Source organism: Sphingomonas sp. R647, assembly GCF_020177055.1.
Classification (GTDB): domain Bacteria; phylum Pseudomonadota; class Alphaproteobacteria; order Sphingomonadales; family Sphingomonadaceae; genus Sphingomonas.
Genome location: NZ_JAIQXT010000003.1, coordinates 105,724 through 119,917, shown reverse-complemented (window position 1 = coordinate 119,917; position 14,194 = coordinate 105,724). Strand labels below are relative to the sequence as shown.

Below are 14,194 nucleotides of genomic sequence, written 5' to 3'. Positions count from 1 at the left end.
AGATCCGGGAGGGGACACCGTGCAGCGACAATTCGCCACCTATTTCGAACGGCGCGCCCGTCAGGAACTCGGCCTCGCACTCGGCGCCGTATCCCCGGCCCAGCGCTCGGCCCGCCTCGCCATCATGCGTGAGTTTGAACGCCGCGCGACCCTGGCGCAGGAACGCCCCGCCTGGCCCTGAACGCCGCGCCTTCAGCTTGATCGCGTAGCGTCGGTCACCGGATCCAGCTCGCGCGCATCGGGCAGGCGCCCCGCCGGCAGCGATCCGGTCTGGCGTTCGATCCGGCGGTGCACGACAGGCGCGATGCCATCGATCTGCAACGTGCGCAGCGCCAGACTGTTTGCATCATCGGCGCGGGTGCGGCGCTGATTGTGGCGGACATAGTCGGTCCAGGTCGGCACATGATACCGCTCGATCCACAGCTCGGGCTCACCCAGATCGCGCAGCAACGTCCAGTGCCGCGCGCCGTCGCGCCTGCGAATCCGGCGGCGTTCGCTCATCACGCTGAGGAACCGGGCGATATCCGCTTCGGCGATGCGGTGTTCGATCGTGATTACGATCGGCCCGCTGCGCGGTTCGACCGGCACCCGGGTTTCGGGTTCGTGCCAGCTGTCGCGTGGATCGAGATCGAGCTGGTTGATCTCCGGCACCGCGAGCCATAGCCCCACCGCGATACCGACCAATTGCCCCAGCGCAGCGAGGAGCAGGGCGCTGGCCAGCCCGTGATGCTGAGCGATGAGGCCGAACACCCAGCTTCCCGCCGCCATCCCGCCAAATGCCGCCATCTGGTACAGCGACAGCGCCCGCGCGACGACCCATCGAGGCGAGGCCATCTGGACGCTGACGTTGAAGGTCGAGAGCGCGGTGACCCACCCCGCTCCCGCCAGCACCAGCGCGAACAGCGTCGCCACCAGCCCCGGCTGAAGCGCGACCAACCCGGCGCCCAGCGCCAGCGCCAGTGCAGCTAACCGGACCAGCGTCTCGGTCGACACCGCCTGACGCAGGCGCCGCGCACCGATCGCGCCGATCACGGCCCCGGTGCCAAAGCCGCCGAGCAGCAGGCCATAGGTCAGCGGGCCACCGCCGATCAGGTCGCGCGCGATGAGTGGCATCAGCGCTGGCAGCGCGCTCGCCGCAAACCCGAACAGGGCGGCACGCACCAGCACCACGCGAATGCTGGGCGACAGGCGGACATAGCGAATCCCCGCCGCCATCGCGACGCCGAGCCGCTCACGCGGCAGCCTGCGCGCGGGCAGGTCCGGCTTCCAACGCAACAGGACCGCGATCAGGCCGAGATAGCTGACCGCGTTGACCAGGAACGCTGCCGCCGCCCCCGCCGCCGCCACGATCGCGCCGCCCAGCGCCGGTCCGGTGCTGCGCGCGATGTTGAAGCCCATGCTGTTATAGGCGACCGCGTCGGGCAGCATCGGCCGTGGCACCATGTCCCCGACCGATGCCTGCCACGCCGGTCCGTTGATCGCGGTGCCGCACCCGATCAGGAAGGTGAATGCGAGCAGCGTCCAGGGCGTGATCCAGCCTAGCCACGCGCCGATGGCAAGGCCCGCCGACACGAGCAGCATGAAGCTCTGCGCCGCCAGCATCACTCGACGCCGGTCGAGATTGTCGGCGACCGCCCCCGCCCACAGCGACAGCAGCATGATCGGCAAGCTCACCGATGCCTGCACCAGCGCAATCATCTGCGGCGACGCCCCAAGACTGGTCATCATCCACGAGGCCCCGACCGACTGGATCAGCCCGCCGAAGTTCGAAACGAGGCTGGCCATCCACACGGCGCGGAACAGCGAAACAGAGAAGGGACCGGAGGACGGTTGCGGCATAGCCCCCGCTCAATGCCGCAAATCGGCAAGTGATCCAATCGGCTGGCGAATTCCGCCGCCAGCAGAGACTGCCTACGCGGTCCATTCCGCCAGGTCAGGCTGCGTGCCGATCAACGCCAGTCCGTGCGCGATCGACGTCAGTTCGCCGCCTGTCGCAATGCGCGTCTCGCCGAAGCGGCGTGTAAACAAGGCGCGGATCGCCGGGATCAAGGATGATCCACCGGTCAGGAATACGCGATCGATCCGGTCTGCAGACATTGCCGCTTGGTCCATGGCGTCGTCGAGCGCCGCTTCGATGCGCAGCAAGTCCTCGGCGATCCAGCTCTCAAAGTCCTTACGGCGCACCTCTGCTGCGATCGTCACGGCACCACCCTCAAAGCGGAATGGGGCCTGCTCCGCACTCGATAGGGCGCGTTTGAGCCGACCAACGGCATCATAAAGTGGAAAGCCCTGCTCATGTTCGATCAGCGCGATCATCCGACCGATGGGGACCGGGTCGAGCGCGTCGCGCTGCAGGCGCCGCAGTTCGTCGAGCGTGCGGCGGTTACGCATCAGTGCGAGGCGCGACCAGTCGGCGAACTCGGCGAAATAGCCGCCCGGTACCGGCAACTCCTTGCCAAACGAACGGTAGCTGCCGCCTTTGCCAAGCAATGGGAGCACAAGCTGCTGGACGATCCGCTGGTCGAACCGGTCGCCTGCAATCGCGACCCCGGAAAAGCCCAGCGGAACGCAGCGACGGTCAGCGCCGGGCGCGGCCACGCGGACAATCGAGAAGTCGGTGGTACCGCCACCAAAGTCGGCAACTAACAGCGTTGCAGCCTCGGTCAGCCGCGCGGCGTAGCTATAGGCGGCGCCGAGCGGTTCGTAGACATAGTGAATCTCGGTTCCGAAGCCGTCGAACATGGCATCATAGCGCTGGCGAGCAAGCGCGGGGTCAGGGCGCACGCCGGCATACTCGACCGGACGGCCCACGACGATGCGACGCGGACGATCCGTCAGCGCGGCGCCGGAATGCGCAACAAGCTTCTGCAGAAACCTTTGCCCCAGGTCTTCAAACCGGAACGGCCGGCCATAGATTTGCGCGCGTTCGAACGTGGGACTTGCGGCGACGCTCTTGAACGATTGCACAAACCGACTGTCGAACGGCGATTGCAGGAACTCCGCGATCGCCCAGGGGCCGGCGTCGTGCGCGATGCCGTTCCAGCCGCTCTCCTCTTCCCAGAAACACAGGGCGGTGCGGAATACCGCGTCGCTGGCATCGTCTTGCGCGAACTCGATCAGGCGCGATCCGCCCTCGCCATCAGCGAGTGCCGCGACGGTGTTCGTGGTGCCGAAGTCGAGGCCGAGCGCCGCGGGGCGGACGTTGCTGTCCACAAGCTTCTCCTGTGACGATGCCCAAGCCCTGCGTGCCGTCGCGCCGGGTGCAGTTGAGGCGCGGCGCTATGGCAGCACACCCAAGGGGCAGCAAGGCGGACCAGGATATCGCCGGGCATTTTGTCGAGCGGCGCGGCGCCTTTGGCGCGCCCGCTGTTCGCGATCGGACCGTCTAACATAGGTTAGAAAGCGCCCTTTTCTGCGCGAACGGGGAACGCTCCTGTCGTCTTCATCGTTGACGCGGCACCCTTTCAGCAAGGATCAGCTATGGCCGATACGATTGATCCCGCGCGCGCGGACGACGCCCCGCTTGCGGCCTCCAAACACGCCCCCGCAGCGGTGGATGCCGCGAAAGCGAGCCTCGTCGATGCGCCCGATGACCACGCCGACACGCTTGTCGGTCGCACCGTTACGATCAATCGGCCCCGCGCCGAACTGTTCGCTTACTGGCGCGATTTGACGAACCTTCCGACCTTCATGGAAAATGTCGAGCGGATCGAAATCCTCGACGACACGCGTTCGCGATGGGTGGTCAAGGCGCCAGCCGGAAAGACCGTCGAGTGGACCTCGATCATTACCGAAGAACATGACGGTGAGTGCATCGCCTGGGCGTCGGAGGACGGCGCGGACGTGCCCAATAGCGGCCGGATCGACTTCCGCGATGCCCAGGGCGACCGCGGCACCATCGTCACCGCAACGATACTCTACGACCCGCCGGCCGGCATCATCGGCAAGGTGATCGCCAAGATGTTTCAGCGTGAACCGGCGATCCAGGCGCGGCGCGACCTGCGCCGCTTCAAACAGCTCATGGAAACCGGCGAGATCGCGACCGGCGCGCGCAGCCGCGCCCAGATGGACGAAGGAAAGAACTGATGCGCGCACTCGCCTGGCATGGAAAGCATGATGTGCGCGTCGATACCGTCGACGATCCCGAAATCCTCAACCCGCGCGATGCGATCATCAAGGTGACCGCGACCGCGATCTGCGGGTCCGACCTGCATCTCTATGACGGTTACATCCCGACGATGCAGTCTGGCGATATCCTCGGCCATGAATTCATGGGCGAGGTGGTCGAGGTCGGCCCCACATCGACGCTGCAAAAAGGCCAGCGCGTGGTCGTGCCCTTCACCATTTCGTGCGGTGCCTGTTACCATTGCGGCAAGCACCAATATTCGGCGTGCGACAATGGCCTGCCTGCCGACAATCAGGACATCGGACAAGAACTGTATGGCCAGCCCATGGCCGGGCTGTTCGGCTACAGCCACATGACCGGCGGCTATTCCGGCGGGCAGGCAGAATATGTCCGCATCCCGTTCAGCGACGTCGGTCCGATCGTCATTCCCGACGGCGTGGAAGACGAAAAGGTGCTGTTCCTGTCCGACATCCTCCCCACCGGTTGGATGGCGGCGGAAAATGCGCAGATCGAGCCGGGTGACACCGTTGCGGTGTGGGGCTGCGGTCCGGTCGGGCTGTTCGCTGTGCAGTCGGCTTTCCTGATGGGCGCGGAACGCGTCATCGCGATCGACCATTTCCCCCACCGCCTCGAACTCGCCAAGCGCTTCGGCGCCGAAACGATCAATTTCGAAGACAGCAAGACCTATGAAGCGCTGCTGGAGATGACCGGCGGGATCGGCCCGGATGCGTGCATCGACTCGGTCGGGCTCGAGGCGCACGGATTGTTCGTCGATAATGTGATCGACCAGATCAAGGCGTCGACCTTCCTCGGCACCGATCGCGCCCATGTCATTCGTCAGGCGATCATCGCCTGCCGCAAGGGCGGGCGCGTATCGATGCCGGGCGTGTATGGCGGCTTTATCGACAAATTCCCGCTCGGCGCGTTCATGGAAAAGGGGCTGACGCTCAAGACCGGCCAGACCCACGTCCAGCACTACATGCCTGGCCTGCTTCAGGCGATCCTGGAGGGAAAGATCGATACGACCTTCCTGATCAGCCACACCCTCCCGCTCGAACAGGCGCCCGAGGGCTACAAAATGTTCCATGATAAGCAGAATGAGGTGACCAAGGTCGTGCTGAAGCCCGGCATGGACACCCGGATGGCAGCGGAGTGAGCACCATGGGCAACAAACTAGCAGTCATCACCGGCGCATCGACCGGCATTGGCCTAGAACTCGCGCGGATCGCGGCGCAGGAGGGATATGATCTGATCCTCGTCGCCGACGAACCGCAAATCCGCACCGTGGTGGATGAGTTCCGCAAATACGATGTGGCAGTGGATTCGGTGGAAGCCGACCTTTCGGGCGTTGAGGGTGTCGATCGGCTACTCTCTGCCACAGCCGGACGCTCCATCGATATCCTGATCGCCAATGCGGGTATCGGGACCGGCGGCCCGTTTCTGGAACAGGACGTTGCGGCCTGGCGGCATTCGGTCGACACCAACGTGACCGGCACCGTCTATCTCCTCCAGAAAGTTCTGCAGGACATGGTGGCGCGTGGTGAGGGACGGGTGCTCGTGACCGGCTCGATCGCGGGCTACATCCCCGGTGCGTTCAACGCGATCTACAATGCGACCAAGTCGTTCATCAATTACTTCACCGAGGCGTTGCGGAACGAACTCAAGGATAGTGATGGCGTCACCATCACGACCTTGATGCCCGGCGCTACGGATACGGCGTTCTTTGCGCGTGCGGGCATGCTCGACACGGAACTCGGGCAGGATGATGACAAGGCGGACCCCGCCAAGGTCGCGCAAGACGGCTGGTCCGCAATGATGGATGGCAAGGGTCATATCGTATCCGGGGTCAGCAACAAGTTGCAGGTCGCCATGTCCGGGATCGTGCCTCAATCGATCCTGGCAGAGATGCATCGCGGAATGGCGGAGCTAGGCTCGGGAAAGGATGAAGCGCTATGATTGCAGACGAATCCAGCGACGCGCGGCCGCAGCCTAACCTGTCGACCGAGCACCGGCATGCGGGTGACGCCAGCAGTCCGCGCGATACGCCCGACCGCGGCGAGGACACGCCTGGCGGCCAGTCGCCAGAAACAGGCGAGGATCGGCCGGTGGTCGGTACCGTCAAGCCGGAAGACTATCCGAAAGATCGAGCAGACGGGTGAGCCCGGTCCGGGAGTGTCGTGATGCCGCTCAAGGGACGCTTTCGCTCGATCAGCCGATCGAAGGGCGCGCCGCCTGAATTCAGCAAGCCAGCGGCTGTGCGCCCCAGTTGCGGGCCGAGACGTCGCGCACGGCCTGTTCCAGCGCTGGCATCAGCGCGTCGTCGGCCAGCATCGTGGCGGCAAGGCCAATGTCCCTCTCCGCCAGCGCGCGGGCAAATGCCGGCGCGTCGCGGTCTGCGGCAAGCTCGGCCATCGCCGCCGCATGCGGATCAGCGATCGGCGTCCCGGCCTGCGCGCGCTCGTGGAGAAACACGATCCACCCCGCCAGCGCGGTGACGATATGCCCCGGCAGCACACCCGCAGCCCGGTTCGCCGCGAGCGAGTCCCCCAGCCGGTAGGGGATCTTCTGCGACCCATCGATCGCGATCTGCTCCAGCCGGTGGACGATCGCCGGGTTGCGGAACCGCTGCATCACGTCGGCGCGATACTGATCGAGGTCGAGCCCCGGCACAGTGCCGACAAAGGGCTGGATTTCATCGCGCACCATATCATCGGCGAAGCGCGCCAGCGCGGCGTCGCGCATCGCTTCCGCCACCGACGCCGCCCCGCGCAACAGGCCGAGATAGGCGATGCTCGAATGCGCGCCGTTGAGGATGCGCAGCTTGGCCCGCTCCCACGCCGCGACATCGCTGGTCAGGATTACGCCTGCCGCCTTGAGATCAGGCCCGAAGTCGACGCCCAGATCCTCGACCACCCATTGCGCAAAGGATTCGCGCTGCACCGCCGCCGCGTCCTCAACGCCCAGTTGCGCGGTCAGGTCGGACAGGAAACTCGCATCACTCGCCGGCGTGATCGAATCGACCATCGTGCACGGCACCGCGACCTCCGCCTTGATCCACGCCGCCAGTTCGGCATCGGCCTGCCCGGCATAACCGACCAGCGCCGCGTGCAGCTTGCGCCCGTTGTCGGCCAGATTGTCGCACGGCATCACCGTGAACGGCGCCACCCCCGCCGCTCTGCGCGCCGCCAGCCCCTGGACGATCCAGCCGACCACCGACCGCGGTGTCCCGTCCCCCGCCAGATCATGGACGATATCGGGGTGGGACAACTCAAGCGTCCCATCGGGCGCAAGGCAATAGCCCTTCTCGGTCACGGTCGAGGTAACCAGCCGCACCTGCGGATCGGCGAGCAGCGCGGCGGTCTGCGCCGCATCCTCCGGTCCCAGAAACGCGCTATGCGCGCCAATCACCCGCAACGACGGGGCGGCATCGCGGATCGCCAGCGTGTACAGCCCGTCCTGCGCCGCCAGCGCATCGACCGTACCGCGCGTCCGCATCGACACCGCCGCAATCCCCCAGCGCGGGTCATCGGCCAGCAGGCGATCGATATAGGCCGCCTGATGCGCACGGTGAAACGCGCCCGGCCCGAAATGGACGATGCCGGTTTGCAGTGCAGGCCGCCCCGCTGGCGTCTCCACAGTCGCGGGCAGGCTGGACAGGGCCGCACGAGATAGGACAGTCACAGGGTTACTCCACGTTTCCAGATCGCGATCTCACGCTCGCCATTGCGTTCCGCAGCGGTTTCCTCGCCCGACGCGATGGCGATGATCCGCTGCAACAACGCCGCATCGGCCGCGTCCATGCCAGCGTCGAGCACCATGCCAGCGTCGAAATCGATCCAGCCGGGCTTGCGCGTTGCAAGGTCGTGGTTCGACGCGATCTTGACCGTCGGCACCGGAAAGCCGAGCGGCGTGCCCCGCCCCGTGGTGAACAGGATCGCGGTCGCGCCCGCCGCCGCCAGCGCGGTCGACGACACCGCGTCGTTCCCCGGAGCCTCCAGCAGCGTCAGGCCATGTGCCGCAATCCGCGCGCCATACTCGATCACATCCGCAACCGCGCTAGTCCCACCCTTCTGCACCGCGCCGAGCGATTTCTCCTCGAGCGTGGTGATCCCGCCCGCGACGTTTCCGGGTGAGGGATTTTCAGACACCGGTTCGCCATGGTCGATGAAATGCTGTTTGAACCCGTTCACCAGCGTGACGATCGCGTCGAACGTCTCGCGCGATGCCGCGCGCTCCATCAATAGATGCTCGGCCCCGAAAATCTCCGGGATCTCGGTCAGGATCGCGCTGCCCCCCGCCGCGGTCACATGGTCGGCCATGCGCCCCACCAGCGGGTTGGCGGTCAGCCCCGACAGCCCGTCCGACCCCCCGCATTTGACGCCCAGCACCAGCGCGTCGAGCCCGACCGGGCTGCGCACTGCGGTCGCGGTCTGCGCCAGTTCCTCGACCAGCGCCACGCCCTCGGCCACTTCGTCCACGCTCGCCTGTGCAACGAGGAAACGGACCGACCCGCGCCGCGCCTCGGGGATTGCGTCGATCAGCGCCGCGACCTGATTCTCCTCGCACCCCAGGCCAATGATCACCGCGCCCCCGGCATTGGGATGGCACGCCAGGCTGGCCAGGATCGCGCGGGTGCCGTCGAGATCATGGCCCAGCTGCGAACAGCCATGCGGATGCGAAAAGGCATGGACCCCATCGACCAAATGCGCGACCCGCTCGCCCGCCTGCCGCGCGATCCGCTCCGCCGTCCGTGCGACGCAGCCGACCGTGGGCAGGATCCAGATTTCGTTGCGCGTGCCCACTCGCCCATCGGCGCGGCGATAGCCCATGAACGTCGCTGCCGCTGGCACCCGTCCGGGCACCGCAGCGGCTGAGGGCGAAAAGTCGTAGCTCCCGTGCCCGCCCAGCGCGGTCGCCAGATTATGCGAATGGACATGCGCTCCCGGAGCAATCGGCTGGCTCGCCCGCCCGATCGGAAAACCGAACTTGCGCACCGGCGCGCCGGGTTCGATCGGGCGCAACGCCACCTTGTGCCCGCGCTGAACAGCGTCGGTCAGTTGCACTGTACCGCCCTCAAAGGCCACGACGTCGCCCGCTGCGCCATCCTCCAGCATCGTCAGGACATCGTCAGACGGGGCGATTTTCAGCGCCTTGGGCATTCCAGCAACTCCGGGATTCAGCAGACAAACCTTAAGCGATACATCATGCATCGTACAGCATCGCGGTCAGGTCGAAGCGCGTTCCAGCACGTTTTGCTAAAGCCGTTCACCGCCGAATAGGCGCTGAGAATGATCCGCGCAGCACCGTCTGAGTCCGGCTCAATCACGCGAACGTCGCTGTACAATATCGGACAGGCGCAGTTCGCGCACGGTATCGTCCAAAACGGCCGCGAACCGGGTTTCCAATTCGGAACGCCACTCCCCCAGATCGCGCAGCAACAGCGACGCGCGGATATACGGGCTGACAGTGCCGCCGCCGCCGTTTCCGACCGATGTCGGAGCAAAGTCATCCGCGCCGGCGATCGCGAGATCAAGCAATTGCTCAACCATGACCGAGCCCATGAAATCCGTAATTCGGCGATTCGGGACCAACTCCTCGAACGCGTTCACGGTAACGGGCACGTATCGAGTTCCGTCCAAAGGCAGGCCAATCGGGACCGCCACCCACTCTAGCTTGATGCCATGCGCTCGCAAGGACGCAGTGAGGTTCGGTGGTACTGAGGTCGATGAAGGCCATGAAACCAACGATCCTTTTGAGAGTCACTGGTGACTTTCCCTCACGCTCGATTTCTTGAGTGTTTTCATCCGCCCGAGACCGAAGCTCGTTTGCCCAAGCAGGGCTGCTCGGCGGCGGGGCGACGGCTTGTCACACGTCGCAAAACTACTATCCCCTGCGCCAAAAGTGGCAGAGCCTAACCGCGGTAGATGGAGAATTGACGATGCCGCCTGAAACCCTAGCGCCAACGCATCGCGTCTCACGTGCTCAAGGGCTGCTGACCGCAGCTGCCGGGGATAATGTCCTGATGCTGAGCATCGACAGCTCCGTCTATTGCGCGCTTGATGAGATTGCCAGCGATGTGTGGAGCAGGCTGGCGCAGCCCATGACAATTGCCGAGCTGTGCGACGCAGTTTGCCACGACTATCGCGGCGAGCGGGATCAAATTTTAGCCGATCTCCTCGAGTTGCTTACTGCTTTGCACGCTCATGGGATCATCGATGTCGTCTGATAGCGCGGCGGCGGCACAGGACAGGCTGCTGTTCGGATGGCGTGTCCGCACTGACATCGCACTGCCCGAGTGCGCCCCCTGGACAGGCGACGAGCGCGCGCCGGATTTGCGGATCACGATTGCGCCGGTGCCGCCACTGTTAGCCGAGGCGGAGCACCTTTCGCCGCTGCTGCAAGTCAATCCGGACCGCGAGGCGCGGCTTGTGATCGACGGGGTCGCGACCTTCTGGCTGCGATCGGCTGGCGAGATCGTCATCGACCCGCAAATGGACGCCGACAGGCCAGATGTGCGGACATTCCTGTACGGAACGATCCTTGGGTTGCTGTGCCACAAGCGTGGCCTGTTTCCGTTGCACGCTGCGTGCGTCGTGGTCGATCACCGTACTATTGCATTTTCGGGTGCGTCCGGCGCCGGCAAGTCGACGCTCGCCGCCGCACTGGTACGGCGCGGGCACAGGCTGGTAGCCGACGATATTTGCGCAATCGACCCTTTTGCGACCGGTGGCCCGATGGTGCGCCCGGCGTTTCCTCGCGTCAAACTTTGGCAGGACTCGTTGAATGCGATCAACGTAGATGCGAAGGGTCTCGAAGCCAATCGCTTCGGCCAACAGAAGTACAACCTGCGATTTTGCGACGCCGCGCAGTTTCAGGCCGATCCGTTGCCCCTGAATTCGATCTACCTGCTCGATCCGGCCGCTGCGCCGATCTTGGGACGCCCGGATATCGAACGTCTGGCTTTGGTGCGCGCTGCGACGGGCGTACATGAGCAAATATATCGTCGGCGGACAGCGTTGCACTGGGGCCGGGCGGCGGAACTGTTCGAAATGGTCGGGCACATCGTCGGGACGGTGCCGGTTCACCGGCTGACGCGCGGTCCCGATCTGACGACACTGGCTGATTTGGTGCGGCGGCTTGAAAGGCACGCCACGCAATGAACCAGCTACGCCTGCTCGCTTCTTATCCGCGATCTGGCAATACGTGGGTGCGGGCAGTGCTGTCTGGCCTGTTGAACGAAGATGGTGTGGTCGCGCTCAATGCACTTGGCGGGGTGGTGGCCGCAGACCGGGCACTTATCGACGAAGCGCTCGAGATCGAGACCTCGGACCTGCTTCCCGAAGAGGAAGGGCGATTGCGTGCCATGGCGTTTCGTAACTGGCAGCCAACGAGCAGCTTCCCGCTCAAGACCCATGATGCATGGCTGCAAGCACGGGGTGCCGATGCCCCGCCCTTCGCGCGAGATCAGATCACTGCGATTGTCCTGATCGTGCGCGATCCGCGCGACGTCGTCGTTTCGCTTGCGCGCTATTTCGGATTGGCAATGCCCGACGCAATCGCGGCGCTGGGTCATTCCCGCTTTACGCTCGGGGTCAGCGCGACGGGCCTGCGCCCGCACGTCGCCCAGCTTGTGTCGAGTTGGAGTGACCACGCTCGAAGCTGGCTCGACGCCGACCTGCCGCTTACGCTGGTGCGGTATGAGGACCTGGTCGCCGCACCGCATGACGGCTTCGCAGCGATCGCGCGTGCTTTCGATATTCCGGCGCCCTCCGAGCGGCTGGCGCGTGTCGTCGAGACCACCCGGCTTGATCGGCTCGCGGCGGCAGAGGCGCAGACGGGGTTTCGCGAATCTTCACGCTTCGCACCAAATCGCTTCTTCGGCGCCGGAACTCCAGGGGCATGGCGAGACGTCTTAACCGCGGCCCAAGCAGCGCAGATTGTACGGGAGCACGGCGCGATCATGGATCGGCTCCGCTATAATGATTTACGGGGCGAGGATTTGGGGGCGGTTGTTCCACAGCCCCCGATCGGCTAAACAAATCGCCCGATCAATGGCGGACGGGGGAAACGCGTGCAAGACGAACGTGCAGTGAATGCGGCTTCGGAACCGGCAAAGGTGGAAGCGCCAACGAAGGCCTGGCACAAGCCGAAGGCAGAATTCGTTCCAGTAAGTGACACGATGAACAGCCCCGGCGGTTGGCCAGATGCCGGCATCAACTATTCCTGAGCGCAGCTTCGACTAGCCGTTCGAGCCCTCGAAGCGCCGCAGGAAGCGGCCCGTCGCCACGGCCCGCATCAGTGCGAATCGATAGCTTTGCGCGACGTCGTAGCGATCCCAACCGGTGCGCGGCCAATCGCGCAACAGCGCATGCAGGCGCGGCAGGTCCAGACAAGCGCTGGCGAGCGCGCTGCTTTCCAGCCGCTCGATTTCAGCCGCGATTTCGGTGCGCGCGGCGTTGACGTGGATCGCCCAGTCGGCACCCTGCAATCCGGTCCGCGTCTCCAGCCGCACCGCGTCGGGCATTATCCCAGCCATTGCGCGCCGCACGAGCGACCGGCTCTCACCGTGCAGCAGATACTGCTCGACCGGGATGGCAAGGCAAAATTCTACCACGCGCCGGTCCGCCGTCGGATCGCAGTGAACGTAGCCGAAGCGCCGCCGTTCGGCGCGTAATGCCATGCCTGGATCGGTCCGCCGGATCACCGCCAAGCGCGGATCGCCGCCCGGTGCCAGATTGGACACATTGCCCGCCATGCCTTCCGCCTGATCGATCACGTTCAGCCGCGCCGCAAAGTCGCGACGCAGCGCCGAGAAGTCTTGCAATTGATCTTCCGGTCGACCGGCGAGGCTTCGGATCCGGCGGCGCAGTCGCAGCGGCAAGGCGGGCAGGATCGCGCGGCTGGCGAGCGCACGCCAGCTATGTCCGTTGCGATGGAGCGCCGACATGTGCTGCGCGAGCCTGACCCACTGCCCTCGCTGCGCCCATCGGGACAATGCGTCGAGCCCATGATAGCTGATCGACATATTGCCCATGCCTCCGCCCAGCATCACGGTGATCCCGCGATCCCTCGCCGCCAACCCGATTGCATCGACCCAAGCCTGGTTGATCGGGTTCATCGCGGCCATGCCGGCCGTCGCCGCGACGCGATCGAGAATGTCGAACAGCGGTGGGCCGCCGTTTGGCACCCGCACATGATCGATATTTGGCTCGGCCCCGGCAACGATCGCGGCCAGCGGCCCTTCGTCGCAAATGCGATGGTTCGGGCCGCTGCCGTCATACCCCGCCGACGGCACCGCAGTGAAGCTGGTAAGGCGCAGACCCTGCGGGGCGAGTTGGCGCGCGGTGAGCAGCGTGACACTGGAACTGTCGAGCCCCGCGCTCAAGGTACTCCCGACCGCACTGTGCCCGGCGATGCGACAACGGACCGCTTGATCGAGCAGGTTGCGCATCGTTTCGGCATAAGCGGCGTCGCTCGGTAGCTCGATTCTGGGGAGTGCTTCGGGCTTCCAGAATGGGGTCTGACGATGTCCCTGCTGGTCAAAGTGCGCGACATGGCCCGGAATGACCCGCTCGATCCCCTGATATGCGGTACGGGAATCGCTCTGCGGGAGCAGCGCCAGCCAGCGCGCAACCCAGGTTTCGTCAATCCCGCGCGGGACGTCGGGCTCCGCCAGAAGGCCCTGTGGTTCGGTCGCGAAGCGCAACGTGGCGCCGTTCCGCCAGAAGAACAGCGGTTGCGCAGCAAAAGGATCGCGCGCCAGCAGCAACCGTTGCGATGCGCTGTCCCACACCGCGCACGCGAAATCACCGATCAGCCGCGCGGCAAAGTCCTCACCCCAGCGGCGATAGGCATGCGCGACGATGTCGGCGGCGGACCGCCCCGTAACGCCCCCGGCATCGTCGAGGCGGCCATGGAACAGCGCGACGACGGCGCCATCAATTGCCAGCGTGGCGTCGTCACACACGCCCAATGTCGCGCCCGGCGCGTGGTGAAAGCGACCTTTGCCCGACCCCAGCGCCATCGCCCTTACAGATCGAGCGAGATCGACTGGCGATCCAATAATGT

At 65.2% G+C, this 14,194-nt stretch carries 14 protein-coding genes; 8 read left to right on the top strand and 6 right to left on the bottom strand.

Features of this window, described 5'->3' with window-relative positions; all coding sequences use genetic code 11:
• Window positions 1–19 precede the first annotated feature (19 nt).
• Window positions 20–181: a hypothetical protein gene (locus K9B35_RS07560; RefSeq protein ID WP_224921224.1), complete on the top strand. Its 162-nt coding sequence runs from the start codon at window positions 20–22 to the stop codon at window positions 179–181.
• 11 nt (window positions 182–192) lie between these two features.
• Here K9B35_RS07560 and K9B35_RS07555 read toward each other — a convergent pair whose 3' ends face one another.
• Together K9B35_RS07555 and K9B35_RS07550 are read right to left on the bottom strand one after the other, a co-directional pair.
• Window positions 193–1,785, bottom strand: a complete 1,593-nt coding sequence (locus K9B35_RS07555) for an MFS transporter (RefSeq protein WP_263622416.1) — start codon at window positions 1,783–1,785, stop codon at window positions 193–195.
• Window positions 1,786–1,911: 126 nt separating this feature from the next.
• Window positions 1,912–3,213 carry an Hsp70 family protein gene (locus K9B35_RS07550; RefSeq protein ID WP_224921222.1) on the bottom strand — a complete coding sequence of 434 codons (1,302 nt, stop codon included), beginning with the start codon at window positions 3,211–3,213 and terminating at the stop codon, window positions 1,912–1,914.
• A 267-nt stretch (window positions 3,214–3,480) separates the two neighbouring features.
• Here K9B35_RS07550 and K9B35_RS07545 point away from each other — a divergent pair, with 267 nt between their 5' ends.
• Genes K9B35_RS07545 through K9B35_RS07530 form a run of 4 tightly spaced genes read left to right on the top strand, consistent with a single transcriptional unit; the run spans window position 3,481 to window position 6,285 of the window.
• A complete protein-coding gene (locus K9B35_RS07545) occupies window positions 3,481–4,086 on the top strand; it encodes an SRPBCC family protein (protein ID WP_224921221.1) in 606 nt (201 codons plus the stop codon).
• Window positions 4,086–5,282: a zinc-dependent alcohol dehydrogenase gene (locus tag K9B35_RS07540; RefSeq protein WP_224921220.1), complete on the top strand. Its 1,197-nt coding sequence runs from the start codon at window positions 4,086–4,088 to the stop codon at window positions 5,280–5,282. The genes K9B35_RS07545 and K9B35_RS07540 overlap by 1 nt, the downstream gene beginning before the upstream one ends.
• 5 nt (window positions 5,283–5,287) lie before the next feature.
• Entirely contained in the window at window positions 5,288–6,082 is a 795-nt protein-coding gene (locus K9B35_RS07535; protein ID WP_224921687.1) for an SDR family NAD(P)-dependent oxidoreductase, read from the top strand.
• Window positions 6,079–6,285: a hypothetical protein gene (locus K9B35_RS07530; protein ID WP_224921219.1), complete on the top strand. Its 207-nt coding sequence runs from the start codon at window positions 6,079–6,081 to the stop codon at window positions 6,283–6,285. The genes K9B35_RS07535 and K9B35_RS07530 overlap by 4 nt, the downstream gene beginning before the upstream one ends.
• 79 nt (window positions 6,286–6,364) lie before the next feature.
• Here the strand turns inward: K9B35_RS07530 and K9B35_RS07525 are convergent, their stop codons facing one another.
• From K9B35_RS07525 to K9B35_RS07515, 3 genes are all read right to left on the bottom strand, one after another.
• Window positions 6,365–7,807 (bottom strand): mannitol dehydrogenase family protein, encoded by a 1,443-nt coding sequence (locus tag K9B35_RS07525; protein WP_224921218.1) that lies wholly within the window; start codon window positions 7,805–7,807, stop codon window positions 6,365–6,367.
• Window positions 7,804–9,285 (bottom strand): UxaA family hydrolase, encoded by a 1,482-nt coding sequence (locus tag K9B35_RS07520; protein ID WP_224921217.1) that lies wholly within the window; start codon window positions 9,283–9,285, stop codon window positions 7,804–7,806. Before K9B35_RS07520 ends, K9B35_RS07525 begins: the two co-directional genes overlap by 4 nt.
• 159 nt (window positions 9,286–9,444) lie before the next feature.
• A complete protein-coding gene (locus K9B35_RS07515; protein ID WP_224921216.1) occupies window positions 9,445–9,735 on the bottom strand; it encodes a hypothetical protein in 291 nt (96 codons plus the stop codon).
• 329 nt (window positions 9,736–10,064) lie between these two features.
• On the opposite strand from K9B35_RS07515, the gene K9B35_RS07510 reads away from it, so the two are divergent.
• From K9B35_RS07510 to K9B35_RS07500, 3 genes are read left to right on the top strand one after another with little or no spacing between them, the layout of a single operon-like run.
• Complete coding sequence (locus K9B35_RS07510; protein WP_224921215.1) at window positions 10,065–10,352, top strand: PqqD family protein; 288 nt, start codon at window positions 10,065–10,067, stop codon at window positions 10,350–10,352.
• Window positions 10,342–11,286 carry an HPr kinase/phosphorylase gene (locus K9B35_RS07505; protein ID WP_224921214.1) on the top strand — a complete coding sequence of 315 codons (945 nt, stop codon included), beginning with the start codon at window positions 10,342–10,344 and terminating at the stop codon, window positions 11,284–11,286. Before K9B35_RS07510 ends, K9B35_RS07505 begins: the two co-directional genes overlap by 11 nt.
• Window positions 11,283–12,161: a sulfotransferase domain-containing protein gene (locus K9B35_RS07500; RefSeq protein WP_224921213.1), complete on the top strand. Its 879-nt coding sequence runs from the start codon at window positions 11,283–11,285 to the stop codon at window positions 12,159–12,161. The genes K9B35_RS07505 and K9B35_RS07500 overlap by 4 nt, the downstream gene beginning before the upstream one ends.
• A gap of 204 nt (window positions 12,162–12,365) precedes the next feature.
• On the opposite strand, the gene K9B35_RS07495 is transcribed toward K9B35_RS07500, so the two are convergent.
• A complete protein-coding gene (locus tag K9B35_RS07495) occupies window positions 12,366–14,150 on the bottom strand; it encodes an asparagine synthetase B family protein (RefSeq protein WP_224921212.1) in 1,785 nt (594 codons plus the stop codon).
• Between the last annotated feature and the right edge of the window lie 44 nt (window positions 14,151–14,194).